This is a genomic window from Runella sp. R5_40 (assembly GCF_057652295.1).
The window spans coordinates 179,984-205,551 of record NZ_JBYFCH010000004.1; the positions used below are offsets into that span (position 1 = coordinate 179,984).

Consider the following 25,568-nt stretch of genomic DNA (forward strand, 5'->3'; position numbering starts at 1 on the left):
TAATTAATTCCTTTCTGAATTGTGCTGATTATGAACCGTTTGAAGATGTACTGGAAGCTTACACTAGTTTTATTTTTTACGTATTTTATTCATTTGCACTGTTTCTCTCAGTGTAAGCAAGACTATTCTTGGGCGACGTGGAGTAACTTTAAAGGAAGGGAAGCCACTGGCACTATCCAAGTAAATGGCCGCCCTGTTAACGTCACCATGAGCGCCAATTATGAGTTTGGTTCTACTGACAAAATATATGGGTTTGAGAATTTTAGTGGGTACAGTGGCGTAACTGTAATCCCAAACGCTACTGTTCCGAGAACAGAGTGGACTGCTGGTGCAGGAGGAACAACAACCATGTGCTTTTCTGAACCAGTAACAAATCCACTCTTACTAATTGCATCGCTTGGTAGAGATTTCCCCAATACACCTGGCGAACAAATCACTCCTGTTAGTCTTCGTTTAGATCAACCATATGTAGTTGTATACAATGGTATTGGAATGAATTATACTAGTTCATATACTATTCGTGGTTTGGAGGGCTATTCCATATTACTATTTCCTGGCACTTTTACTTGTTTAACCATTTTCTCCGATACACCCGAGGATTATACAAATATCACTTGGGGGCTTCAACCTCCTATCTTTCCTGTTAAAATTACCGAAGACTCAAAATCATGCGGAAGTACTGTTTTAACTGCAAGTGGCGGCACTTCTTATAGGTGGTCTGGCGGAAAAACACCCACAAATGCAACCAACACCTTTGAAGAAAGTGGAGTTTACTCCGTAACCGCGACAGACGCTAATCGATGTACTTCAATCGCCCTAAAAGTTGTTAATGTCCCCCCCAAAGTACAAGACGCTACGATTAACAAAACCATTTGTCAAGGTGAAATCTATGATGGGTATTCCTCCAGCGGAACTTATAAAGATAACTTTAAAACAGCCCTAGGCTGCGATAGTAGCCGAACCTTGAATTTGAGTGTAATCGGTTTGCCTCAAGTCGCTTTTAACGCGACCAACGAATTCTGTGAGGGAAATATCGTAGAGTTATCACCAACTATTACTCCAAACAACCTCCCAGTTTCTTACAAATGGACGACAGGAGAGACTACTTCAAAAATCAACGTGGCAAAAACAGGAACCTATGCCATAACCGTTTCTAATGGTGCTTGTTCTAAATCATTTTCTACCACCGTTGTCGTTGGTAAACCACCTGAATTAAAACCAAATGAAACCCTTTGTTTTGCATCTCCTTCGATGGTATTAGAAGCAGGAGCACTAGGCACCAATACCTATTCGTATTTTTGGGCCTCTTCCAATACAACCAACCCTCAGTTAACTATTTTCCAACCTGGAACATACGCCGTAAAGGTGAGTACATTAGGTGGCGGATGTGTTACAAGCAGAACCATTACTGTATTGCCAACCCCACAAATTGATTTAGGACTTGACAAACTTACTTGTGAAGGCGAGGCTGTTACCTTACGTCCAAACGTCAACGCTTCTGGGGGAAACATTAACTACAGTTGGTCAAATGGCAGCACAGGTATCGAAACAAAGGTGTCTCAAAGTGGTCAATATATTTTAACAGCGACGCAAGGACCTTGTTCTGGCCGCGACACTATCATTGTTCGAAACCACCCATTACCTAATATCGCTAAAGAAGCTACTACTTGCAATGAAAAACCGCTTTTTGCTGCTGAAAACGACGATAGTGATTTGACCTATTTATGGGATTCAGGAGAGACAACGCGGTCGATACAACCACAACCCGATGGTATTTATCGCGTGAAAGTAACCAACCAACTTGGCTGTTCTCTATTCCGAACCATTACCGTTTCAGGGCCATGTAATCCCCGATTTTATGTTCCAGACATTTTTACTCCCAACAGCGACGGAGTCAACGACACGTTCAAAGCCATCATGGTAGGGGGGGAAATCGTTAGCCTTACAGTTTATAACCGCTGGGGGCATCCTGTCTATTTTGAACAAAGTAAAGATCCCCAATGGAACGGGACATTTAAAGATGCCGCCGCCCCCAATGGATCCTATGTTTACCTTTTACAATACAAAATTCAGAATAGTGAGTCAATTTCCGAGTTTAGAGGGGCAATTTTGCTCGAACGCTAGTTTATTCTGCTATCCATTGCATCATCAGTCCAGTCAAATACCCTCCGTACGTTCCCAATGCGTACCCCAATATTGCCAATAATACACCTACCGATGCCAGCGAAGGATGGAAAGCCGCGGCAACAACCGGTGCTGAAGCAGCACCTCCTACATTGGCTTGTGAACCTACTGCTGTAAAAAAGAAAGGCGCTCTTAACCATTTGGCAACCAACAAGGTAATCATTACGTGTATGGTCATCCATAGAATCCCTACTACAAATAACCCAGGGTTTTCGGCCACGGCAAAAATATCCATTTTCATACCAATGGTTGCCACAAGTACGTAGAGGAACAAACTACCAATTTTTGAGGCTCCCGCAAATTCGAGTTGGCGCAATCGGGTAAAAGAAAGCAAAATACCCAAAAATGTAACGACCGAAACAACCCAAAAAAATGATGAAGTTAAGCTAAACTTCTCAAGAGAAGGATAATTAAGTTTGAGCCATGGAGCAACCAAATCTGCCACAAAATGAGCAAGGGCCGTAGCACCAAAACCAACCGCGGCAATCATCATCAAATCATTGAGTGTTGGTATTCGCTGAGATGTTTTCTGTTCTAGTTCAAGCTTAGTTTTTAATTCATCAATGGCAGTAGCATCTGCTTTAAAATAATAATCAATTTTAGCTGCTTTTCCCGCGCCGTAAATTAGTACGGCCATCCAAATTTCCGCCACAATGACATCTACTGCAATCACTTGCGAAAAAAGACGATCACTTGGTTGAAAAACTTCTTTTAACGCCGTTTGATTTGCCCCTCCCCCAATCCAACTTCCTGCAATGGTAGATAGCCCCCTCCAAACAGCATCAGAGCCCGAGCCGCCAACCACCTCAGGAGCAAAAGTTTTAACAATCGCTACTGCTATTGGACCACCAAGCATAACTCCCAGCGTTCCTGCCAAAAACACAAGAAGTGCTTTAGGGCCTAAACGTACTACCGCTTTAAAGTCCATTCCAAGGGTAAAATAAACCAGACACGCTGGTAAAAAATATTGGGAAACCACTGAATAGAGTTTAGACTCCTCTCCTGAAATGATTTTAAAAGAATTTAAAACTCCTGGGATGAAATAACAAAGAAGTAAAGGAGGAAAAATTGCGTAAAACTTTATCCAAAGTGGGTGTTTTAAGGAAGCTGTATAAAAAACACCCGCCAAAATGATAAAAAGTAAGCCAAGAACGACGGCGTCTGAAGTAAAAACAGTGAGAAGTAACATATGTCAAGTTAAAAATCGAAAAGTTGGCAAATAAACCATTCTTTTGAGAATAACTAGGCATAGGCACAAAAAAAACACACAGGCCTCAAAGCTGAGCCTGCGTGTCGCAATTACACTTCATCAACAAACTAAAAACCAAATAGTTTTTCTTTTAAGTAAGTGTCAATTGGACACTTCATTTTATATTTTAAAAGGATAACTTGTTGAAATGAATCATTTAAACAAGCTATCCTTAGGGTCGTGAGAGGTAATTGTTTTACCATTCACATGAATGCTGTAGGAGGGGGATTCGAACCGCCCACGGTGCAGTTAGCCGCGATACAAAGTTTGGTGGTCTACCCCAGTCGACTAGAGTGCCGGCATTATATCGTGTTTATCCTGAACTCACCACCCCCGAGACAGGAGGGCATGGCTGCCAAGTTTCATCATCCTACACTATAAAGAACTAAAGTCAACTAATTTACTTGTTGCCAAGTGCCTTTTTGATTAATTGACAATGCAAAACTAATAGATATTATTTTTTGTTGCAAATTTTCCATAAATATTTTTAAAAATTTTGATTTCATTCAACAAAACAGCACTTTTGTTAAATGAAATCTAATTTTACCACTTCATCATGGAACGAAATTTAGAAATTGATAAAATTGACGCAACTGACTTAAAAATTTTAGCGCTTCTTTTAGAAGATGCACACCTAGCTTACACCGAAATTGGCAAACGGGTTCATGTTTCAGGAGGTACAGTTCATGTGCGAATGAAAAAACTTGAGCAGCTTGGAATTGTTAAAGGGGCACAATTATTGGTTGATCAAACTAAATTAGGCTGGGATATTAGCGCTTTTTTAGGTATATATTTAGACAAAAGTTCGCTCTATGAAGAAGTCGCTATTGAGCTCGAACGCATTCCCGAAGTAGTTAATATTCATTACACTACGGGTATTTACAGCATTTTTGCTAAAATCGTTTGTCGTGATACAGAACATCTGCGGCAAGTTCTTCACGATAAAATTCAAAAAGTAGGTGGTATTCAACGAACCGAAACATTTATCTCCTTAGAGGAACGAATCGCCCGTCCTATTCCGTTAGCAGAATAATGTTTTTTTAAGCTGTTTTTGATACTTTTGCAGAAACCCTTCTTCAATCGCTTATTCGCATTATTGTGTTTAAACCTTTGGAGGAAACGTAACGAACTCTCCTCTTGTTCCGCATTGAGTACATAAGAGGAATAACTGACTTCATATGAAATTAACTTTTTGGGGGGCTTCACAACAGGTTACTGGTAGCATGTACCTCCTAGAATTGGAAGACGATTATCGTATTTTGATTGACTGTGGTTCTGACTTTGAAAGCGGCGACCGAAGACGCGCGCTCAACGATACCCCACCCCCATTTCCAAACGCACTTTTCCCTTTTGAAGCTCCGTCAATTAACGTAGTATTATTGACTCACGCCCATATTGATCACTCTGGAAATATCCCAAACTTGTATCGAGATGGATACGAAGGACAAGTACTGTGTACCGATTCTACTTTTGCTCTAACCAGTATATTACTTAAAGATGCAGCAATGCTGAATCAGAAGCGAATCAATGAATTGAACAGTGCGGATTCGCAACGTAAACGAAAAAAAGGCAGAAAAAAAGAACTTCCTAAAGATTTATACCTCGAAAAACAAGTACGTCAAGCACTCGAAAACTTTGTTCCACTTGCCTTTAATCGCCGTTTTAGGGTATCCGACAACGTCATTATTACTTTTATCCCCGCAGGGCATTTATTGGGTGCAGCACATATCGTAGTTGAAGTTTGGGAAAACGGGCAGAAAAAAACCATTGGATTTTCGGGTGATGTGGGCCGTAAAGGCTACCCACTTCTTATTGATCCAGCTACTTTGCCCCAAGTTGATTTTTTGGTATGTGAAACAACCTACGGCAATCGTTTGCATGAAAAAGGCGTTTCGCCTGATTTGGCTTTGGCAGATGTTATCAAACGTACCTGTGTTGACATTCCAGGGCGGCTTATTATTCCGTCTTTTAGTGTGGGACGAACTCAGGCTTTATTATATACCTTAAATAAATTATATAATAATCATCAGCTTCCTCCCATCAAAGTTTTTGCCGACAGTCCGCTTGCTTTTGAAAGCTCGCGGGTCTATCAGCGGAACGTTCGAATGCTGAACCGCGAGGCCCGTGAGTTTAACGAAGAGAATGAATCGTTGTTTGACTTTGAAAATTTAATCTACCTCGAAAGTACAGACGCCAGCCGCGCTATTTCAAACCATGTAGAGCCTTGTATCATCATTTCTTCCTCTGGAATGGTGCAAGGTGGACGCGTCGAATACCATGTGGCTCAGAACATTAGCAATCCTTACTGCACCATATTGCTCATCGGTTATTGTGCCGAAGGAACACTCGGATGGAGGCTTCTGAATGGCCAAACAACACTACGCATTCGAGGGAAAGACGAGCAAGTATTGGCCAATATCGAAAAAATTGACGTATTTAGCGGCCACGGAGACAAAGAAGACCTTCTGACGTTTGTTCAGCAACAGGCACCTGCCGAGTTAAAAAAAATCTTCCTTGTCCACGGGGAAAAGCCAAGTATGGACCACTTTAAAAACACTTTACAATCAGTCGGTTACGAAAATATCGAGATCCCCACAAAGGGACAAACTTTTGAATTGTAAGCAACCAACTTTATGCCAACTTATTTAGATTTTGAAAAACCTGTGGCAGAGCTCGAATCCAAGCTTGCCGAGTTAAAAAAACTCGCCGATACAACACAAGTTGACGTTTCGGAAGCTGTTATTAGACTCGAAGACAGCATTATACAATTACGGAAAGATACGGCTCAAAACCTCACCAGATGGCAACGGGTGCAGCTTTCTCGCCACCCTGATCGCCCTTATACCCTCGATTATATCGAACTAATGTGTGAGGAGTTTATCGAACTTCACGGTGACCGTACCGTGCGCGACGACCCTGCCATGGTCGGTGGATTTTGTAACATTGATGGTCAAAGTATGCTCATCATTGGTCAGCAAAAAGGCCGTAATACCAAGCAACGCCAACACCGCAACTTTGGGATGGCTAACCCCGAAGGCTATCGCAAAGCCCTTCGGTTGATGAAATTAGCCGAAAAGTTCAACAAGCCTATCGTTGCACTTATTGATACCCCAGGCGCTTTTCCTGGCCTAGAAGCCGAAGAACGTGGTCAAGGTGAAGCCATTGCGCGCAACTTGAAAGAAATGTTTATGCTTAAAGTGCCCGTCATCTGTATTATTATCGGTGAAGGTGCTTCAGGGGGAGCGTTGGGAATTGCCATTGGCGACCGTGTTCTCATGCTCGAAAACACCTGGTACTCAGTAATTTCGCCCGAATCTTGTTCATCTATTCTCTGGCGTAGCTGGAATTTTAAAGAACAAGCAGCCGAAGCTCTCCGCTTAACGGCTTCGGATATGACAATGGCAAAATTGATTGATGGAATTGTAGAAGAACCACTCGGTGGTGCTCACTTAGACCATCAAGCCATGGCTAACATCCTGAAAAATGTCATTTTAGGCAGTATTAATGAACTCCAAAAGCTAACGCCCGAAGAACGAATCAATCAGCGGATTGACAAGTTTTGTTCGATGGGGGTCTTTACGGAATGAAAGCTATAAAAAACATCATTTTTGACCTCGGAGACGTCATTATCAACATTGACGTTCCACGGGCGGCACAATCTTTTGCGGAGCTAAGTCAACTTCCATTGGAAGATGTGCAACGGCTTATTCAGCACAATGAGGTTTTTAAGAAATTTGAGACGGGGCAGTTATCTGCCCCTGATTTTAGAAACTACATTCGTGAGCTCCTTGCCCATCCTGAATGGACAGACGGCCAAATCGACGAAGCTTGGAATTCACTCCTACTCGATATTCCACCCCAACGGGTTGAAACAATCGTCGCTTTAGCCAAAAAAGGCTATCGACTTTTTCTATTGAGCAATACTAGCTCAATTCACGTTGAGGAAGTAAATCGCATTCTTCACCGTACGACTGGCATTCCAAAACTAGATGTGTTGTTTGAAAAGCTTTTTCTTTCGTACGAAATGGGCGTGATGAAACCTCACCACGACATTTACCACGGTGTATTAACAGACGCTGGAATTTTACCGCAGGAGTCTTTGTTTTTGGACGACAATGCCGATAACATCAGAGCCGCAGGCGAAGTTGGTATTCAGACCATTCATGTTCAAAAACCAACCTCGATTGTCGAATACCTAAAAGATTTTTAAGTGAACTCTACCCGCACCTTACTCCTCCAGCTCCTTCTGTTTGTACTCACCATCATAAGTACGTCCTTAGCAGGCGCCGAATGGATGTTTGGGCGACCTTTTGACCTTCCATTTTACCAGATTGAAAATCCATTAGGCTGGGAACATTTTTGGCAAGGTTTCCGATTTTCGATTCCTTTTTTGGGGATTTTGACCGTTCACGAGTTCGGGCATTATTTTGCAGCCAAATACCACAAAGTCAAAGTTACCCTCCCCTACTACATTCCGCTCTGGCTTGGAATTGGACAAACCATCGGTACACTTGGGGCATTTATTCGTATCAAAGAGTTTATTCGCTCACGCGAAAAATACTTTGATATTGGGATAGCAGGGCCACTTGCGGGGTTTGTGGTTGCCGTCGGCGTTCTTTGGTATGGTTTTGCCACCCTTCCTACCCTTGATTACATCTTCAAAATTCATCCCGAATACCAAAAATATGGGATGGGCTTTGCACGCGTTGTCTATGCTAAAAACCAAGCTGGAAATATTTTATTGGGCGATAATCTGCTTTTTACTTTTTTTAAAACCTACGTCGCCGATCCAACTCGCCTACCTCCTCCTCAAGAAATCATGCACTATCCGCTACTTTTAGCGGGCTATTTGGCACTATTTTTCACGTCGCTCAACCTTATTCCCATTGGACAACTTGACGGTGGACATGTGTTGTACGGGCTTATTGGCAACAAAAACTACCGGATAGTTTCTCCCATTTTGTTTTTTGTTTTTATTACTTACGCAGGGCTTGGCATGTACCGTGCCGACGAGTTTGCCATTGCCAATGCAAACTTATTTTGGGAACAACTCGCCTCTCTGGGGATTTACATTATTTTCCTTCAACTATGTTATAGTCGAATCGACGAAAATAATGCGCTCACCAAGTGGATGTTAGCTCTTTTAACGGTCACCATTCAACTCGGGCTGTCTCTCCTATTTCCAACCGTAGAAGGTTACTCAGGATTTTTAGCGTTCGGGTTCTTGATTGGTCGTGTTTTAGGCGTTTATCATCCCTCAACAGACGACATTGCCCCGTTAAGTAACTCCAGAAAAGTCGTGGGTTGGTTAGCTTTGATTATCTTTGTACTCTGTTTTAGTCCAAAACCTTTCGTTGTATTGTAAAATAAACGACGTTGTTGAAACATTTCGACGCAACGTTGCACCCATCCATGGTTATTTCTCTTGCAAAACGCGCCACTCAAGCGCAGGAATACTACTTCTCGGTGAAGCTCGCCGAAGTTCGAAAGCTACTTGCCGCAGGACATGATGTCATCAATATGGGGATTGGAAACCCTGACCAAGCTCCCTCAGAAGCAACCATTGAAGCATTAAAGAATACGGCTTCACTTACTGATACCCACGGGTATCAATCGTATAAAGGCATTCCTGCCCTTCGTCAAGGTATATCAAAATGGTATGAGCGTGTCTATGGCGTACAGCTCGACCCCGAACACGAAATCTTGCCCTTAATTGGTTCCAAAGAAGGCATTACGCACATCAGTTTGACTTTTTTAGACGAAGGGGACGAAGTGCTTGTTCCCGAACTAGGCTATCCTGCCTATCGTGCTGTAAGCGAAATGGTGGGGGCAACGGTCATTGAATATCCCCTTCAAGAAAATAACCAATGGCAGCCCGATTGGGAAGCTATGAAAGGTATAGTAAGCGCCAAAACAAAAATTTTGTGGCTCAACTATCCACACATGCCTACGGGCGCACCCGCCACGCGCGAGCTTTTTGAAAATGCCGTTCGTTTTGCCAAAGAGCATGGCATTTTATTATGTCACGACAACCCTTATAGCTTGATACTCAACCAAAAGCCTCCCATTAGCTTGCTTTCAATTGAAGGGGCGAAAGAGGTGGCCATTGAGCTAAACTCCATGTCCAAGTCGCACAACATGGCGGGCTGGCGAATAGGCTGGTTATCAGGGGCTAAAGAATACGTGGATGCGGTACTTACCATAAAAAGTAACGTGGATTCTGGGATGTTTTTAGGCATTCAACAGGCCGCTGTAGCCGCCCTTAAAAATTCAGAAGAATGGCACGCCGCCCAAAATGCCGTGTATCACAGTCGATTGGATGCCGCCAAAACATTTTTAACAACCCTAAACTGCACCTTCGATTTGGCCCAAGAAGGTATGTTTCTGTGGGCCAAACTCCCTGATGAGGTTGCCTCGGCAGAACAGCTTGTGGACGATTTATTATACCAAAAACATATTTTCATTGCTCCTGGATTTATTTTTGGTCCTAAAGGCCAACGCTACATTCGGGTTTCACTTTGTATGCCTGCCGAACGAATTTGGCAAGCCATTGAGCGTCTGAAAAGCTAGAAAAAAATGGGCAACTTCTAATTTAAGTTGCCCATCAAAATAAAAGACGCACCAACAGATGGACTGCCTTCGTATTCCTTTGGATTATGATCCGCTTCTAACACATTATAGTATATAAGTACCTTGAGCCAACTCGCAATGCCGTTGTCTAGGTTGTTGTAATAACGGTATTCTTCCAATTCTTTTTCCCATCTTTTGGTTGATGTCGAAAACCTTCTCCGTAAGAAGTGCTCTAGGGTCATCAATTGCTCCCCATCTTGAACATAATACTGATAGCGCCCATGTTCGTGGGCTGTTTCAGGAGCATCATCGGTGGTGATTGAAGTAAAAGTAAGAAGCCGTTTTCGCGAATAAGGCTTGAGGAAACGTTGAATTTTCAAAGCCCCATCAGCCACATTTTCAAAAAGCACTTCACGCCCACTGTGCGGCAAATGGCTTTTAACAAAATGACGAGTCTGTTGTTTTTTGGCATCCCAAAATGAAAACGACAACAGCTGTCGGCTTCCATAGGCGCGGTGGCGGCCATCGTCAAGTTTTATTGATACGACCTCAACTTCGGGAGCATACAGCAGCTCTCCTTTCATTCGTTCACCCGTAGCGAGCTTAATTTCCCCTCTTGACCAATTATTCTTTGGTCGGGCTTCCACGGAAAGCAATACCATCCATGCCAAGCCAAGGCTCAGTAAAATTTTCTTCATGTAACTAATAATGTGCGTGTGTGTTGTGTGTAATCGACCAACTATTATACCAAATATAACAACTTTGACAATACAATCAACACCTATATTCTACTTTTTTAGAATTTTATTTGCTTAAAACAACAAGCTCTTGGCAAAATACAATTGGTATGTTAAATCGTTGGGTATGAATCTACTTTCGCCAATAAAATCACTCACAAAATTCATTTATAGTACTGATTCTTTTTCCCTCACGCTTTTTTTGCGTTACTTTGTATGCTAAACTATTTAACAGGCAACGTTTTATTATTAACAAAACCTACCTAACAAAGATGAGTACAATCCAATCGGTACACGCCCGTCAAATCCTTGACTCTCGCGGTAATCCAACAGTAGAAGTAGATGTTCGCACCGAAAACGGCTTCCTTGGCCGTGCAGCCGTGCCATCTGGTGCCTCTACAGGTATTCACGAAGCAGTCGAACTACGTGATGATGACAAGAGCGTATATCTCGGAAAAGGTGTATTGAAAGCCGTTCAGAACGTAAACGAAATCATCTATCCTGAACTTTTGGGACTTTCTGTATATGATCAAAATCTGATTGACAAAATCATGATTGAGCTCGATGGCACTGCCAACAAAGGCAAGTTGGGCGCAAATGCTATTTTGGGCGTTTCGTTGGCCATTGCTAAAGCCGCAGCGCAAGAAGCAGGTCTTTCATTGTTCCGTTACGTAGGTGGAGTAAATGCAAATACGCTACCTGTGCCAATGATGAACATCATGAACGGTGGTGCACACGCCGACAACGCCATTGATTTCCAGGAGTTTATGGTTATGCCTACCAACGCTACTTCGTTCTCTCAAGCACTTCGCATGGGTACGGAAGTTTTCCACGCGTTGAAGGGTGTTTTAAAATCAAAAGGTTATTCAACAAACGTAGGTGATGAAGGTGGTTTTGCCCCTAACATCCAATCAAACGTTGAAGCCCTCGAAACTATCCTTGTAGCTATCGAAAAAGCAGGATACCGCCCAGGTGAAGATATTTCAATCGCCATGGATGCTGCGGTTTCTGAACTTTGGAACGAAGAAAAACAACGCTATATCTTCAAGAAATCAAGCAAAGAAGAGTTGACTTCTGCTCAAATGGCTGATTTCTGGACAGAATGGGTTAACAAATACCCTATCATTTCAATCGAAGACGGTATGGCCGAAGACGATTGGGCTGGTTGGAAATTGCACACAGATGCGATTGGTTCTAAATGCCAGCTCGTAGGTGATGACCTTTTCGTAACCAACGTGAAACGCCTTGAAATGGGTATCGAGCAAGGAGTTGGTAATGCCGTTTTGATTAAAGTGAACCAAATCGGTTCATTGACCGAAACTATCGACACTGTTAGTTTGGCAAAACGCAATAGCTACAAAAACATCATGAGCCACCGCTCAGGTGAAACGGAAGATTCGACCATCGCTGACTTGGCAGTGGCGTTGAACACTGGCCAAATCAAAACTGGTTCAGCTTCTCGTTCAGACCGTATGGCTAAATACAACCAATTGCTCCGTATTGAGGAAGAATTGGGCGAAACAGCTTACTTCCCTGGAAAGAAATTTTAATTAGTGTCGAGTGTCAAATGCAGAATGTCGAATGAAAATAATTAATCGACATTCTGCATCGTACGGGTAACTCCGTCGGCACTCGACATTCTCTTTCTGCATCAAACAGGTGTCACCTTTTTATCTTCTACACTTATGCAGTTCCTCCAACGTTTCCGTTTTCTCAAAGATTTCTACAAAGCAAGTGCGCTAGGTTTGCTTATCTGGTTGATGTTTTTTGAACTGAATAGTATTCCTGACCAACTTGGGAACTGGTGGGAACTTCGAGAATTAAAGGCCCAGAAAGAATACTACGAGGAGCAAATCGTCTTGCTCAAAAAAGAACAAGCATCCACCCTTGGCACCGACAAACTTCTTGAGAAATATGCCCGTGAAAAGTATTTCATGAAAAAAGACAGTGAGGAAGTGTTTGTGTTGGTCGATAAAAATGGGGAACCATTTGAAAAATAATTCGTTCATTTGGTCAGTTGAAAATGACGAGGTGTGCTAATTTTCATTTTCAAATTGGCCCATTTTCAACTTTCGTGAAACTTCAAGTACTATTCGTCTGCCTCGGCAATATCTGCCGCTCTCCCCTTGCAGAAGGCGCTTTTCGTGAGCTCGTTGCTCAAAAAGGGCTATCAGATAGCATTTCTTGCGACTCTGCTGGTACGCATGGTTACCATATTGGTGCCCTCCCCGACCGTCGCTCTCGCCGTGTTGCGGCCGATTATGGCATTACCCTCACCCATCACGCCCGAAAACTTTCTAGCGACGATTTTGCCAACTTTGACTACATCGTTGCCATGGATGAATCCAACCTTGAAAACATCCAAACCCAAAGCTATCGCTCCACGGGTTTTTATCCCGAAGAAGGGCGCGTGCTTCTTTACCGCGATTTTGACGACCACGCTGATTCTCCCAATGTACCTGACCCTTACTACGATGACATGTCAGCCTTTGAAGATGTCTTTCAAATCGTAAGTCGGTGCGGTGAACATTTCTTGGAATACTTAATAAAGGAACATAATTTAGTGTAAAAAATAAAACCCACAATGAGTCAAAAAGTAATTCTTATCATCATGGATGGTTGGGGTATCGCTAAAAATGGCGAAGAAAACCGCTCGGCCATCATCGCCGCCAACACGCCTTTTTACGACCGAATCCTTCAACAATACCCACACAGCAAACTCGAAGCAAGCGGATTAGCCGTTGGGCTTCCTGACGGACAAATGGGAAATTCGGAAGTGGGTCATACCAACCTTGGCGCAGGTCGTATCGTGTATCAAGACCTGGTTAAAATCAACTTAGCGGTCGAATCAGGCTCTATTGCCCAAGAACCAACGCTGGTTGAAGCTTTTGAATACGCAAAAGACAATCAAAAGAAAGTTCACTTTATCGGTTTGGTGTCCGATGGCGGGGTTCACTCTCACATCAACCACGTCAAAGGGCTTTGCAAAGCCGCGCAAGAAGCAGGACTTAATGACGTATATGTTCATGCTTTTACCGACGGCCGCGACTGTGACCCTAAAAGTGGCGCAGGCTTTTTGACCGATTTGCAGGCTTCATTGGCAACCACAACGGGCAAAATTGCCAGCGTAACGGGGCGTTTTTATGCCATGGATCGCGACAAACGTTGGGAACGCGTGGCCAAAGCCTATAACGTGATGGTCAACGGCGTGGGTCAATCGGTTGTCGATAGTCAAATTGTATCGGCAATTGAAGCTTCTTACGCAGCAGGTGTGACCGACGAATTTATTGAACCCATCGTAGTTGTGGACGAAGCAGGTGCTCCCGTAGCGACCATTGCCGAAGGCGATGTTGTATTGTGTTTCAATTTCCGTACCGACCGTGGGCGCGAAATCACCGAAATGCTCACTCAGCAAGATTTCCCAGAACAAGGAACAACTAAATTGAATTTGTATTACCTCACCATGACCAACTACGACGATGCGTTTGTTGGAGTGAAAGTGATTTATGACAAAGACAATCTCAAAAACACCCTTGGTGAAGTCATTGAAGGAGCAGGGAAAACCCAAATACGTATTGCGGAAACTGAAAAATACCCGCACGTAACTTTCTTCTTCTCAGGAGGCCGTGAAGTACCATTTGAAGGCGAAAAACGACTTTTGTGCCCTTCGCCCAAGGATGTAAAAACCTATGACTTGAAACCAGAAATGGCCGCTTTCGACATTCGCAATGCCATTCTTCCTGAAATCGAAGCAGAAACCGCTGATTTTATTTGTCTCAACTTTGCCAACCCTGACATGGTAGGCCACACGGGGGTTTTTGAGGCCGTTATCAAGGCTTGTGAAACCGTTGACCAATGCACCGAAGCCGTTGCCACTGCGGGTCTGGCACACGGTTATACTTCCATCATTATTGCTGACCACGGCAACTCTGATTACATGAGAAACGACGATGGAACACCAAACACCGCCCACAGTACCAACCTAGTTCCTTGCATTTTTGTAGGCAACGAATACACTGGGCAACCGAAAGATGGCAAATTAGCAGACATTGCACCAACCATTTTAGCACTTTTGGGCGTTGCTCAACCAGCCGAAATGACGGGTGTAAGCTTGTTGTAATACCGAACTTTTTGCAGGCGGTGAGGGTTATTGAGCCATGAAACCACTTTTTTGTATTTTCGTCGCGCTCGTTTTCCTCGCTGCCTGCCAGCCCCAAACCGAAACTAACCAAGTTAAGTCCTATTTTGATTTAAAAGGCTTCATTGAATCACAGCTTCGTGAATTAGAGAAACGCAAACCGACGGTTGACAAAAAAATGTCGCTTGATGGTGAAAGCGAGTCAAAGCAAACAAATGAAATTAATTGGGCCAAAGAATTAGACCTGTTTATCCAAGCAGATATTAACAAACAGGCGTATCAATCTAGCTACGAAACCACGCAACCGACGCCCAAAACTAACCTTTATACCCTCAAAAAAGGCGAAAATCAGCCCGTTCAATCTTTGAAGGTGACCTTCGATGATAAAACTCAGATGCCTTCCATCATCGAAGTTTCGTTGAAGGAAGAAAATAAACTGTACGATTCAGAGAAACAGCTTCGCCTCACCTGTGGAATGCGACCAGAAGGGGTTTGGCTAATAAAAACATACGAAATTTCTGGTTTTCAGCACCTGTCTTTAACCGATAAAAAATCGTTTTCCATTGTAGGAACTATCTATTAGTTAGCTTACCAGAAAACGTTAGCATAAAAAAAGGACGCCGTCGGGCGTCCTTTTTTTATATATCTCAGCTACTAGCGACCATTGGACTGGCCACCGCCGCCTCGTGGATCATAGCCCGAAGCAAACAGCGGATATTGGTCAAAAATTGTACGTACTACGTTTCGATAATAATTATTGGCAGCATTGGGATTCTTAAAAATACCCGCCGCATATCCGCGCCAAACAACCTGATCCGTATCTGCATCAATCAGCGATACAATGATTGTACCTTTGTCGAGCGAATAGCGAATAGGTTCATATTTAAACGAATCATCTTCCGTATCCACCCAGTTTTTAATCACGGGCTGCATATACCCTTGGTAGCGCAAGTTATCGTAGAAAATACCGTAATTGACCAACAACGAAGGTTTGTTGGTGGTAAGTCGGTATCCACGCGCCTGCATCTGTCGGTGGATGGCATTATAGACTTCTGTACACACATTACCCGTATCACGTTCACATTCCAAGAAAGCGTACGTGCTGTAGGCTTTGAAATTAGTTTCGTAACTGTAATCGTGTTCAACAAAAATTTTCTGACTCGTGTTGCAACTTGCTGCCACAATAACAACAACACATCCAAGCAGTAAAAGTTTGACAAGCTTCATAGATAGTTCGTGGTTTGGGGTGTTTGAGAGAATATTTGATTAAAAATACGAAATTTTCTACAAAAGCAAATTTTTTACTGCAAAACTTACTATCACCCAAATTAACCTACGTAATAAGCGATAGCTTGTTGGATTTCAGCTGGTGTCACTTTCACATCATACGCACACGTTCCGATACCATCTAGAACTGAAAAACGCAACTCTCCTCCTCGGTTCTTTTTGTCTTGCTGCGCCAGTGCAATCACTGTTGGCGCATCCGAAAGCTGGACATCGGCTTTGCCAAACACTGAAAATATAAACTCCTCAACCTGCTCAAGTGTTTGCAAATCCACCATTTTTTTGCGGTAGGCCAAATAGGTTTCCATAATCATTCCCGCCGCAATCGCTTCCCCGTGCAACAACCGCTCTTTGGGTGGTTTGCTTAAAAAATAGGTTTCTACCGCATGACCTATGGTATGTCCAAAATTCAAGATTTTGCGAAGCCCTTTTTCCGTTGGGTCAGTAGCCACAACTTTTTTCTTGATTTCAACCGAATGCGCAATCAGATCTGTCCAATTTTGTTGTTCAAAGTCTTTTTTACGAATTTCTTCCCATTTGGCCGCATCTGCAATCAAACAATGCTTCACAATTTCGGCAAATCCAGAGCGCAATTCTATATACGGAAGGGTTGACAAAAAGGATGCGTCAATCAAAACATTTTTTGGTTGGGTAAAAACCCCCAAATGATTTTTAAAACCTTGGAAGTCGATTCCTAATTTTCCACCCACGCTGGCATCCACTTGAGAAAGCAGTGTCGTCGGGATTTGAACAAAATCAATCCCTCTTTTGTACGTAGCGGCACAAAACCCGCCCATGTCTCCAATCACTCCTCCACCCAAGTTAAAAACAACCGCGTGACGGTCGAGTTGCGCTTTGGTCATTTCGCCCCAAATCTTTTCACAGGTTGCCAGGGTCTTGTGCTGCTCTCCCGCTGGAACAACGATAAGGTCATGTTTGGGCAAAAGAGGCTTTACCTTTGCGTAGCAGTGTTTTTTGGTATTTGTATCGGCAATAACGACAACTTTGGAGTACTGATGCGCTGAAAGGTACGCAGGGAGACTCTCCTGAATCGGGGCAATGGTTACAGACATAGTGAGTTCGGAATTTTAAAAACCAAAAAGGATATACATTTACCGCGAATTTACACCCGTACTTTCATCCGTGCAAAAATCCGCACAAATCCGCATCATTTACGCCTTTAAACCGCATACTCATGCAATTTTATTCGGAAAAACATTGCAAATCCGAACGTTTTTGATTTTTTTTGAAGTAAATCCGAACTTAGTTCACCTCAACTTATCATTTCTAACAACCAAATTCACTAACTATGAAAAAACTTCTTCATCGAAGTATGGCTTTTCTAGTTGTTTTTGGCATATGTCTTACGACATGGGCACAAGACCGACTCATTTCAGGAAAAGTCACCAGTTCATCCGACAACAGCGTGCTTCCAGGTGTAAGCATCGTTGTCAAAGGAACCTCCAAAGGTACCACCACGGATGCCAACGGAGAATTTAAGGTAAATGCTCCTACCAATGCCACCCTTATTTTTAGCTACATCGGCTACATTCGCCAAGAAGTTAAAGTTGGGAGCAACAGCACCATCAATGTTTCGCTAGAAAACGACGAAAACATCTTAAATGAAGTCGTGGTAACTGCCCTTGGGGTAAAACAAGAGAAACGCGCGCTGGGTTATGCCGTGCAGGAAGTAAAAGGTCAAGATTTGTTGGACTCTCAGCGAGACAACTTCATGATGGGACTTCAAGGACGGGTAGCAGGTCTTCAAATGACCCCAACCAGTGGTACTGCGGGTGGATCGGCCGTTATTCAGTTGCGCGGTGCGGGTTCGATCGGAAATAGCAACCAACCGCTTTATGTCGTTGATGGTTTGCCTATTTCAAACAACACCTTTGCCCAAGGAGCGTTGGTTTCTGATCGCCCCAACCGCGACATGGACTACCAAAACCGTGCAGCGGATATTAACCCCAACGACATTGAGACAGTCACCATCCTAAAAGGGCCAGAAGCCGCTGCCTTGTACGGTATCGAAGCTGCCAACGGTGCGATTGTTATCACCACCAAAAAAGGCGGCACAGGTCGCGGAAAAATCACCTACAATGGTTCGTTGAGTATTCGTGATGTGTATCGTTTCCCTGAAGGCCAAACCACCTACGGACGTGGTTTCAACGGCGTCTTTAACCCAAACAACTTTTCTTATTTTGGGGGTGAAGTGTCCCAAATCGGCGAAGGTGGCGGTAAAGTATATGACAACGTTGGTAATTTTTTCCAACAAGGACTTCGTCAGTCGCACAACGTAACTGTGGAAGGTGGAAGTGAAAAAGCGACTTATCGCTTATCGACTTCGTATATTTCGGACAAAGGAGTGGTACCTACCAACCAAATGGACCAGATTAACATCCGTTTGACTGGGGTAGGACAAATTACCAAGAATTTGCGGGCAACTACCTCCTTCAATTACATCGGAACCAACAACCTCCAACCACTTCGTAGTGCCCAAGGTTTTCTCATTGGCATGTTGGCTTTCCCGTTTTATTTAGACGCACGGCAATACCTCACGGCAGACGGCCGCCGTTTCCGTACTTTTGGAGAAGATGCCAACGACTTGGACAACCCGTTCTTCAACGTGTATAAGAACATCAACAGCAACCGAATCAACCGTACTGTTGGTAACATTCAGTTGGATTATAACGTAACGCCTTGGCTTACTTTAGCGGGAATCTTAGGAGCCGATATTTTTTCAACGCGTTACAACCGTTTCCAACATCCAGAATCTAATGCGGGTATCACGGCCAAAGGATTTGTGGAAAATGCCACGGAAAACAGTCAATTGCTCAACGGTAACTTCCGCGCTACCGCTAAAAAAGACTTTGGCAAGCTAAAAACTTCTCTCATGGCGGGGACAACCATAGATGACCGCCGCTACGAAACAACGGCTATTTACGGGGAGCAGCTTTATTTGCCCGACTTTAACAGTATCAACAACACCTTGAACAGCACCCAACGTAACAAGTCAACCCTTCTTCAACGTCGTTTGGTGAGTGTGTTGGGCTCGCTCAATTTGAGCTATGCCGACATGTTGTACTTAACCGTTACGGGGCGTAATGACTGGTCATCGACCTTGCCTGTTCAGAACAACTCCTTCTTCTATCCATCGGTTAGTTTAGGGTTTGTTTTCACCGAACTTCCTGCGTTTGAACAGCAACAAATTTTGAGCTATGGAAAAGTTCGCTTTGCCTACGCTGAAGTTGGTAACGACGCTACCCCTTACCGTACGCGCCCTCGCCTGGTGCCACAAACCACAACGGGTGGTGGCTTTTTGTATGACTTCTACGGCGGCAACGAAAACTTACGCCCAGAGCGTGGTCGGAGTTTTGAAACTGGCTTAGAGCTACGTTTCTTCAAAAATCGCGTAGGATTGGATGTAACTTACTTCAACAAGAGCAATTTTGACCAAATCACGACCCAGCGTTTGAGCTACGGTACTGGGTTTATTTTTGGTTTGTTGAACGGTGGTGAAATTCGCAACAGTGGACTTGAAGCCCAATTGAACATTACGCCCATCAAAGCCAAGAATGTTCAGTGGGACATGAACCTCAATTTTACGCGTCTTCTGAATGAAGTAGTGAGCCTTCCTGGCGAAGTGGCGGAGTATTACAACTCGGACACATGGTTGTACGGAAACGTTCGGGCAAGTGCCATGGCACCCAACCAAAGCTCTTTCTACCCTAACTTATCGTACGTAAACACCCGTGGTGAGGGAAAAACTACCGCATTGGCAGGGTACAGCTACTTGCGCAACAAACGCGGCGATATTCTTGTCAGCCCAAGCACAGGTCTGCCAATTTCAAACCCTGTTTTCTTGCCCATCGGTGATCGTAACCCTAAATTTATGGTAGGATTTCAAAATTCAGTTCGTTACAAAGACTGGTCACTTTCGGTGTTGTTAGACATTCGTAGAGGCGGTGACGTTTTCAACGGGAACGAAATGTACATGTTCCGCAATGGTCTTTCTACGCGCGTTCTCGACCGAGAAAATCCTTATGTTTTCAAAGGCGTATTGCGCGATGGCCGCGAAGACAGCGACGCACCAACGCCAAATACCATCCAAGTTACGCCTCAATTCCGTTCTGATTTTTACGGGGCGTTCACGGAAGAAAGTTTTGTTGAAAAAGACATTAACTGGGTTCGTTTGCGGGATGTAACGCTCCGTTATAGTTTCCCTCAGTCTATCTTGGACAAGCAGAAAGTATTCCGCTCAGGAAGCATCTTTGTTTCTGGAAATGAACTATTCCTCTTGACCAATTATACAGGCGCAGACCCCGATGTAAACGGTACAAGTGCTGGAACGTTAGGTATCGGAGCACGTGGTTTTGACTATGGAACGTTGGCCTTGCCACGCACCATTACCGCAGGTTTGAATTTTTCTTTCTAAGCGATGCTTGCGCACAGTTAATTGAGATTTTAAACAGACTTTAAAATGAAAAAGATAAAACTTATATCGCTTGTTACCCTGCTAGGGGTGGGACTGACAAGTTGTGAAAAATACTTAGATGTAAATTTTGACCCTAGTTTTCCTCAAGTATCCCAAGGTTTTGCGTTGCTGCCTCCCATGCTGGGGCAAATGGCCCGTGCCGAAGCTTTCGACGGCCGTTTTACGGGACAATATTGCCAGTATTGGCTAGCAACTGCCGCAGGAAATGCCTGGGATCGTCACGGCTACGTCGCAGGAAGCGATAACGGCGGCGAAATGTGGCGTTCACACTATTGGTCAATCGGTAAAAACGTGGATTTGGTCATCGAAGATGCAGTAGCCAAACAACAATGGGATTACGTGGGTGTGGCCAAAGCCCTCCGTACTTGGGGCTGGCAAAGTACCACCGACGCCAACGGCGAGATGATTTTGAAGCAAGCTTGGGAGCCAAACCGTTACGTATTTGAGTACGATTCGCAAGAAGACGTTTACAAAGAGGTAGTCCGACTTGGAACAGAAGCCATTGCTGACCTTTCCCGTACCGACGGTGGTGTATCTGTTGCTTCCCTTAGCCGTGGCGACTTGGTTTATAAAGGAGACCGTACCAAATGGATTAAGTTTGTAAATGCGATTTTGGCGCGTAATGCCAACCACATCAGCAACAAAAAAACCTATAATCCTGATGCCGTAATTAAGTTTGTTGATGCTTCATTCAGTAGCAATGCGGATAATTTTTACATCCCACAGGCAGGAACCAATACCGCCGACGCTAACTTCTGGGGACCTCTTCGTAACAACATGAACTCGTTTCGCCAAAGTAGCTATTTGGTTAGCTTATTCAATGGTACATTATTTCCGAATGCCATTGATCCACGCATGGCGGCTATGCTTACCGCAAGCGACGACAAAGTATATAGAGGGGTAAACGTGAACCTTGGTGATGCCAACAACGTAGCGGGACGTACCAATCGGGTGGCCAACTTCTGGGGGCAATCACAGCCTACCGCCACCACACCTGCCACTGGAAAATCTATTTTCGATAATGGCACCGCCCACCCGCTTATTACTTACTGGGAAATGCAGTTTGTGAAAGCCGAAGCAGCTTTTATCAAAGGCGATAAAGCCATGGCCTTCGATGCTTACAACAAAGGCATCAATGCTCACTTGGACTGGGTGTTTTCACTAATGTCCTCAACCGACGCAGCGGGTCGTGCAGCTTTTACTACAGAGCGTGCAGCCTACCTCAAAAGTAGTGCCGTTGCTCAAACATCCGCAGCATTGACACTCAGCGACATTATGACCCAAAAATACATTTCAATGTTTGTGCATGGCCACATGGAAAGCTGGGTTGATATGCGTCGTTACAAGTACAGTCCTGATATTTTCAAAGGATTTACAGCGCCAACAGGCTCTACTTTATTTCCAGACAACGGTGGCAAATTGGCGTATCGTTTGCGTCCACGCTACAACTCCGAATACGTTTGGAACCGCGCAGCATTGGACAAAATTGGCGCATTAAACGCGGATTATCACACCAAAGAAATTTGGTTTATGCAACCTTAATCGTAGGTTTTTCAACCAAGTACGAATCCAAAAGAAACAAACAATGAAGAAATTTCAATCCATAACAAAAAGCATTTTGCTCGCAGGTGCGCTTTCCGCTGGACTTTTTGCGTGTATAGGTGAATCAAGTGACCAATTAACGATTGTTACCCCTGCCACTGGAGCACGCGTAAAATTCCACCACATGGTTTCGGACGGCCCAGGTGTGAGTATTTTGGTAAACGACCGTCAATTTTCAGGAGTGCTTACCGTCGCCCCTGCCTCACCAGGCGTTATTACCTACGGGAATATTTACCCAGCTGTTGACTATGCAACGATTGATGCGGGCAGTGCCAAAGTTGAGGTAGTAGTTCCTGCCAGTGGAACTACCCAACAAGTTTCACTTCTGACAGGGACTGTTCCGCTAGAAGCCAACAAATATTACTCGGTTTTTGCGGTGGGTTCTGCAGCTACTGCCACGCTTGAGCCATTGGTGGTTGAAGACAAACTTACGCCAGCGGATACCTCTAAAGCGTATTTTCGGGTTGTCAATACCATTGTTAATACAACGACGGGCTACGACGTAGGTTACAATGGCACTTATGCACCAGCCATGACCAACATTGGTTATAAAAAAGCCTCTGATTTTGTGGCCATCACGCCTGTTCCAACAGGTGGAGCCGCTTTGCCCGTTCAAGTTCGGGTGAATGGTACCACCACCAATCTTGCTCCTGCCACGTTTACCCTTTCTCCCATCAAAGGACGTTTTTACACCATCATTTTACGTGGTAGAGTTGGCGGTACAGGTACGCAAGTATTGACCATAGGAGCAGTAACAAACCGATAGTTTTGCAGCAAAAGTCGCATATCACTTCAACAACTTTAGTTAGTACCCAATAAAAAACTCCTTCTTGCTCTTTGAGGTACTACCTCATCGAAACAAGAAGGAGTCTATTTTTTACTTAAAACTATCCCTGTTCACCTAGAAAAGAACGGGCTTTTGAAACAAAAATCATCTCGTTATCTGAGAACAAAGTTCAAAAAACCATTGGGTTACCCGCTCTGTATGTTCATCTAAAGATACCAATCAATAGTTTGACAAATAGCCCCTAAATCAGTACAATTCATGAAAATGTACAATTTAGAGGGGTTTGCAGAATTATGGTCGAAGGCTGTATCTTGCATTTGTATTTCAGTTTTGTCGCAAAAACCAAATGCACAAAAACCCCGAAAATGGCCAATTTTGGCTTTTTTCGGGGTTAATTTATTTATAAAAACTGTATATCAACAGGTTAAACCTAAAAAGGAAAGCCTTTTTTTGCGCATGCAAGCATTGTTTTATTCGCCAATTGCTTTCATAAACTCCTCAACATATTGCTCTCCCACTGGAATGACGGCTTCGCCGATGTGGATTTTTAGGTTACGTACCGATTGGATTTTGTCAAGAGACACAATGTACGACTTGTGTATCCGCATAAACTCATGGGAAGGAAGTTTTTGTTCGATTCCTTTGAGGGTCATTCTGGTAATCACTGGATGACGTGCGGAAGAAAGGTAAATCTTCACGTAGTCTTTCAAACCTTCGATGTACAAAATTTCGTCGTAACGGATTTTTACCAAGGCGTAGTTGGCATTGACAAAAAAATGCGTCGCGGTTTGCTCAGTAGGTGTTTGTTGGTGCAGTTTAAACAAATCGTAGGCTTTGTTGACCGATTTCAAAAACCGCTCAAAGGCCACTGGTTTCAACAAATAATCTACAACGTCCAACTCAAATCCTTCTAACGCATACTGTTCATAAGCCGTTATAAAAATCACCATCGGGGTTGTGTTTTGCCCCTGAATAGATTTTAAAAACTGAACGCCCGTAATGCCAGGCATTTGAATATCCAAAAAAATCAAGTCGGCTCCTTGTTCGTGCAAAATATCCATGGCCTCAAACGCATTATGACAACTTGCTACTAGCTCCAAAAAAGGTACTTGGCGAATGTTGTCTTCTAAAAGTTCGAGGGCTAGGGGTTCGTCATCAACCGCTATGCAACGTAGCTTAGGCATGTTCATTGTTTGTTTTTACTTCAAAACTATTTCTAAATCTGTCACAAACATAGCCTTATCTTTTGAAATTTGTAATGTATGGGTTTCTGGATAGAGTAATTCGAGGCGGCGTTTTACGTTGGCTAGTCCAATTCCCGAACTATTGTCCTTGGCTTCCACAAAGTCGGAATTGTAGCGATTTTGTACTTTGAACCGTATTTTATTGTCACCCGACACCAACATAATCTGAATAAAAGGTTCACGAATAAGCCCCGTACCGTGTTTAAACGCATTTTCTACAAATGGAATCAGCAGCATAGGCTCAAGCGCTAAGTTATTGTAGGACGTATCAAAAACCATGTCCACTTTCACTTTGTTTCCAAAACGCAATTGTTGAAGTTCCACATAACTTTTCAAATAATTTATTTCTTTGTCCAAAGGGATTTTTGAATCGTCCGAATCGTACAACATGTAGCGCAGCAAATCCGACATTTTGACAATCATTGGCTCTAGCAAATCTGATTTTTTTCGGGCCAATGCCGCCAAGCTATTCATCAAATTAAACATAAAATGCGGGCTAATCTGCGAACGCAAAAACGACAATTCCGACTGTAGCCGCACCTTCTCTTGTTCGTTTTGCAAGCGATGTTCGCGTTGATAATCGCCCAATAATCGAAAACACGTACTAATACCAAACGCCGAAATCAACGAATAGAAAGTAGTGTAGCTAAACCAAGTCTGGGGAGGCATTCCCCACATCCAGTACCGAAAAAAATACGTAATCGTAAGGACTAAAATCAGGGCAAGCACAATCACCAAAATATACACCCCAAGCCCTCGCTTTTTGAATAACCTTGGTAGTAAAATTTCAGAGTTGGTGTAAAATAACAATACGGAGAAGAACTGACTAAAATAAAAAATTGTCTGCCAAATTCGGTCTTTTTCTTCTTGTGATAACTTAAGTTGAGAACTCGCTAAGGCGTTGGCTTGCTGCTGCGATTGTATCAACAAAAAGGGCAAAAAGATGAAACAAGCCCAGAAAAATATATGGGTAACCACCACCAAAACTTGCCTCCAGCGGATTTGCTTGGTGCCTGGTGGTACTGGTAATGAAAGAGTCGTAGTAGATGTCATGGTAAGTCAGTAAGAGATTTTAAGCTTATGAGGTTAAGAGAGATATTCTTCAAAAATTATGTAATGGTCGTTTTATCTTTTTGAAAATTAGCAAATAAAAGCCACGATTTCAATAGGAAGCGACGTTTCGGGAAAATGATTAGACAAAGTAGGGCATCATGCCACCCATTCAGGTATTTTAGCATTAAAAATATGCCTAATCTTCAAAAAGGGCGCTTATTCCCA

21 protein-coding genes are annotated in these 25,568 nt (G+C 43.5%); 15 read left to right on the forward strand and 6 right to left on the reverse strand.

Annotated features, from left to right (window positions below):
* Positions 1-45 precede the first annotated feature (45 nt).
* On the forward strand, positions 46-2,124 hold the full coding sequence (locus tag AC23N5_RS10060) for a T9SS type B sorting domain-containing protein (RefSeq protein WP_487755466.1): 2,079 nt from the start codon (positions 46-48) through the stop codon (positions 2,122-2,124).
* 1 nt (position 2,125) lies between these two features.
* Here AC23N5_RS10060 and AC23N5_RS10065 read toward each other — a convergent pair whose 3' ends face one another.
* Entirely contained in the window at positions 2,126-3,373 is a 1,248-nt protein-coding gene (locus AC23N5_RS10065; RefSeq protein ID WP_487755467.1) for a DUF819 family protein, read from the reverse strand.
* 616 nt (positions 3,374-3,989) lie between these two features.
* Here AC23N5_RS10065 and AC23N5_RS10070 point away from each other — a divergent pair.
* The 6 genes from AC23N5_RS10070 (at position 3,990) to AC23N5_RS10095 (ending at position 10,003) form a co-directional block, all read left to right on the forward strand.
* The gene (locus AC23N5_RS10070) at positions 3,990-4,466 is read left to right on the forward strand and encodes an Lrp/AsnC ligand binding domain-containing protein (RefSeq protein WP_028522858.1); all 477 of its coding nucleotides are present in this window, start codon (positions 3,990-3,992) and stop codon (positions 4,464-4,466) included.
* Between the two features lie 145 nt (positions 4,467-4,611).
* Complete coding sequence (locus AC23N5_RS10075; protein ID WP_487755468.1) at positions 4,612-6,054, forward strand: MBL fold metallo-hydrolase RNA specificity domain-containing protein; 1,443 nt, start codon at positions 4,612-4,614, stop codon at positions 6,052-6,054.
* Between the two features lie 12 nt (positions 6,055-6,066).
* Positions 6,067-7,020, forward strand: coding sequence for an acetyl-CoA carboxylase carboxyltransferase subunit alpha (locus AC23N5_RS10080; protein WP_183972535.1), 954 nt, complete (start codon positions 6,067-6,069; stop codon positions 7,018-7,020).
* Entirely contained in the window at positions 7,017-7,643 is a 627-nt protein-coding gene (locus AC23N5_RS10085) for an HAD family hydrolase (RefSeq protein ID WP_487755469.1), read from the forward strand. Before AC23N5_RS10080 ends, AC23N5_RS10085 begins: the two co-directional genes overlap by 4 nt.
* A complete protein-coding gene (locus tag AC23N5_RS10090; protein WP_487755470.1) occupies positions 7,644-8,798 on the forward strand; it encodes a site-2 protease family protein in 1,155 nt (384 codons plus the stop codon).
* Positions 8,799-8,845: 47 nt separating this feature from the next.
* The gene (locus AC23N5_RS10095) at positions 8,846-10,003 is read left to right on the forward strand and encodes a pyridoxal phosphate-dependent aminotransferase (protein WP_487755471.1); all 1,158 of its coding nucleotides are present in this window, start codon (positions 8,846-8,848) and stop codon (positions 10,001-10,003) included.
* A gap of 17 nt (positions 10,004-10,020) precedes the next feature.
* On the opposite strand, the gene AC23N5_RS10100 is transcribed toward AC23N5_RS10095, so the two are convergent.
* Positions 10,021-10,701, reverse strand: a complete 681-nt coding sequence (locus AC23N5_RS10100) for a hypothetical protein (protein ID WP_487755472.1) — start codon at positions 10,699-10,701, stop codon at positions 10,021-10,023.
* A 311-nt stretch (positions 10,702-11,012) separates the two neighbouring features.
* Between AC23N5_RS10100 and eno the strand changes: the two genes are divergently transcribed.
* The 5 genes from eno to AC23N5_RS10125 all read left to right on the forward strand — a co-directional run bounded on the left by eno (position 11,013) and on the right by AC23N5_RS10125 (position 15,461).
* Positions 11,013-12,290, forward strand: a complete 1,278-nt coding sequence (gene eno / locus AC23N5_RS10105) for a phosphopyruvate hydratase (protein ID WP_487755473.1) — start codon at positions 11,013-11,015, stop codon at positions 12,288-12,290.
* Positions 12,291-12,425: 135 nt separating this feature from the next.
* On the forward strand, positions 12,426-12,740 hold the full coding sequence (locus AC23N5_RS10110; RefSeq protein WP_183972525.1) for a septum formation initiator family protein: 315 nt from the start codon (positions 12,426-12,428) through the stop codon (positions 12,738-12,740).
* 74 nt (positions 12,741-12,814) lie between these two features.
* Positions 12,815-13,309 (forward strand): low molecular weight protein-tyrosine-phosphatase, encoded by a 495-nt coding sequence (locus tag AC23N5_RS10115; RefSeq protein ID WP_487755474.1) that lies wholly within the window; start codon positions 12,815-12,817, stop codon positions 13,307-13,309.
* A gap of 15 nt (positions 13,310-13,324) precedes the next feature.
* Positions 13,325-14,860: a 2,3-bisphosphoglycerate-independent phosphoglycerate mutase gene (gene gpmI, locus AC23N5_RS10120; protein ID WP_183972521.1), complete on the forward strand. Its 1,536-nt coding sequence runs from the start codon at positions 13,325-13,327 to the stop codon at positions 14,858-14,860.
* Between the two features lie 37 nt (positions 14,861-14,897).
* The gene (locus AC23N5_RS10125; RefSeq protein ID WP_487755475.1) at positions 14,898-15,461 is read left to right on the forward strand and encodes a hypothetical protein; all 564 of its coding nucleotides are present in this window, start codon (positions 14,898-14,900) and stop codon (positions 15,459-15,461) included.
* A 71-nt stretch (positions 15,462-15,532) separates the two neighbouring features.
* Here AC23N5_RS10125 and AC23N5_RS10130 read toward each other — a convergent pair whose 3' ends face one another.
* Together AC23N5_RS10130 and aroB are read right to left on the reverse strand one after the other, a co-directional pair.
* The gene (locus tag AC23N5_RS10130) at positions 15,533-16,105 is read right to left on the reverse strand and encodes a DUF4136 domain-containing protein (protein ID WP_183972517.1); all 573 of its coding nucleotides are present in this window, start codon (positions 16,103-16,105) and stop codon (positions 15,533-15,535) included.
* A 101-nt stretch (positions 16,106-16,206) separates the two neighbouring features.
* Positions 16,207-17,235, reverse strand: a complete 1,029-nt coding sequence (gene aroB, locus AC23N5_RS10135; RefSeq protein WP_183972516.1) for a 3-dehydroquinate synthase — start codon at positions 17,233-17,235, stop codon at positions 16,207-16,209.
* Positions 17,236-17,471: 236 nt separating this feature from the next.
* Between aroB and AC23N5_RS10140 the strand changes: the two genes are divergently transcribed.
* From AC23N5_RS10140 to AC23N5_RS10150, 3 genes are read left to right on the forward strand one after another with little or no spacing between them, the layout of a single operon-like run.
* Positions 17,472-20,597: a SusC/RagA family TonB-linked outer membrane protein gene (locus AC23N5_RS10140; RefSeq protein ID WP_487755476.1), complete on the forward strand. Its 3,126-nt coding sequence runs from the start codon at positions 17,472-17,474 to the stop codon at positions 20,595-20,597.
* 45 nt (positions 20,598-20,642) lie between these two features.
* Positions 20,643-22,199 carry a SusD/RagB family nutrient-binding outer membrane lipoprotein gene (locus AC23N5_RS10145; RefSeq protein WP_183972514.1) on the forward strand — a complete coding sequence of 519 codons (1,557 nt, stop codon included), beginning with the start codon at positions 20,643-20,645 and terminating at the stop codon, positions 22,197-22,199.
* Positions 22,200-22,242: 43 nt separating this feature from the next.
* Complete coding sequence (locus AC23N5_RS10150) at positions 22,243-23,025, forward strand: DUF4397 domain-containing protein (RefSeq protein ID WP_487755477.1); 783 nt, start codon at positions 22,243-22,245, stop codon at positions 23,023-23,025.
* Between the two features lie 491 nt (positions 23,026-23,516).
* Here AC23N5_RS10150 and AC23N5_RS10155 read toward each other — a convergent pair whose 3' ends face one another.
* Both AC23N5_RS10155 and AC23N5_RS10160 read right to left on the reverse strand, forming a co-directional pair.
* Entirely contained in the window at positions 23,517-24,230 is a 714-nt protein-coding gene (locus tag AC23N5_RS10155; protein ID WP_028525695.1) for a LytR/AlgR family response regulator transcription factor, read from the reverse strand.
* A 15-nt stretch (positions 24,231-24,245) separates the two neighbouring features.
* Complete coding sequence (locus tag AC23N5_RS10160; protein ID WP_183972508.1) at positions 24,246-25,343, reverse strand: sensor histidine kinase; 1,098 nt, start codon at positions 25,341-25,343, stop codon at positions 24,246-24,248.
* Positions 25,344-25,568 lie beyond the last annotated feature (225 nt).

Bases quoted from the DNA above. Each gene is read 5' to 3' on its own strand.
- AC23N5_RS10060 (WP_487755466.1), top strand. From the start codon at position 46: ATGTACTGGAAGCTTACACTAGTTTTATTTTTTACGTATTTTATTCAT.
- AC23N5_RS10065 (WP_487755467.1), bottom strand. From the start codon at position 3,373: ATGTTACTTCTCACTGTTTTTACTTCAGACGCCGTCGTTCTTGGCTTA.
- AC23N5_RS10070 (WP_028522858.1), top strand. From the start codon at position 3,990: ATGGAACGAAATTTAGAAATTGATAAAATTGACGCAACTGACTTAAAA.
- AC23N5_RS10075 (WP_487755468.1), top strand. From the start codon at position 4,612: ATGAAATTAACTTTTTGGGGGGCTTCACAACAGGTTACTGGTAGCATG.
- AC23N5_RS10080 (WP_183972535.1), top strand. From the start codon at position 6,067: ATGCCAACTTATTTAGATTTTGAAAAACCTGTGGCAGAGCTCGAATCC.
- AC23N5_RS10085 (WP_487755469.1), top strand. From the start codon at position 7,017: ATGAAAGCTATAAAAAACATCATTTTTGACCTCGGAGACGTCATTATC.
- AC23N5_RS10095 (WP_487755471.1), top strand. From the start codon at position 8,846: ATGGTTATTTCTCTTGCAAAACGCGCCACTCAAGCGCAGGAATACTAC.
- AC23N5_RS10100 (WP_487755472.1), bottom strand. From the start codon at position 10,701: ATGAAGAAAATTTTACTGAGCCTTGGCTTGGCATGGATGGTATTGCTT.
- eno (WP_487755473.1), top strand. From the start codon at position 11,013: ATGAGTACAATCCAATCGGTACACGCCCGTCAAATCCTTGACTCTCGC.
- AC23N5_RS10110 (WP_183972525.1), top strand. From the start codon at position 12,426: ATGCAGTTCCTCCAACGTTTCCGTTTTCTCAAAGATTTCTACAAAGCA.
- gpmI (WP_183972521.1), top strand. From the start codon at position 13,325: ATGAGTCAAAAAGTAATTCTTATCATCATGGATGGTTGGGGTATCGCT.
- AC23N5_RS10125 (WP_487755475.1), top strand. From the start codon at position 14,898: ATGAAACCACTTTTTTGTATTTTCGTCGCGCTCGTTTTCCTCGCTGCC.
- AC23N5_RS10130 (WP_183972517.1), bottom strand. From the start codon at position 16,105: ATGAAGCTTGTCAAACTTTTACTGCTTGGATGTGTTGTTGTTATTGTG.
- aroB (WP_183972516.1), bottom strand. From the start codon at position 17,235: ATGTCTGTAACCATTGCCCCGATTCAGGAGAGTCTCCCTGCGTACCTT.
- AC23N5_RS10140 (WP_487755476.1), top strand. From the start codon at position 17,472: ATGAAAAAACTTCTTCATCGAAGTATGGCTTTTCTAGTTGTTTTTGGC.
- AC23N5_RS10145 (WP_183972514.1), top strand. From the start codon at position 20,643: ATGAAAAAGATAAAACTTATATCGCTTGTTACCCTGCTAGGGGTGGGA.
- AC23N5_RS10150 (WP_487755477.1), top strand. From the start codon at position 22,243: ATGAAGAAATTTCAATCCATAACAAAAAGCATTTTGCTCGCAGGTGCG.
- AC23N5_RS10155 (WP_028525695.1), bottom strand. From the start codon at position 24,230: ATGCCTAAGCTACGTTGCATAGCGGTTGATGACGAACCCCTAGCCCTC.
- AC23N5_RS10160 (WP_183972508.1), bottom strand. From the start codon at position 25,343: ATGACATCTACTACGACTCTTTCATTACCAGTACCACCAGGCACCAAG.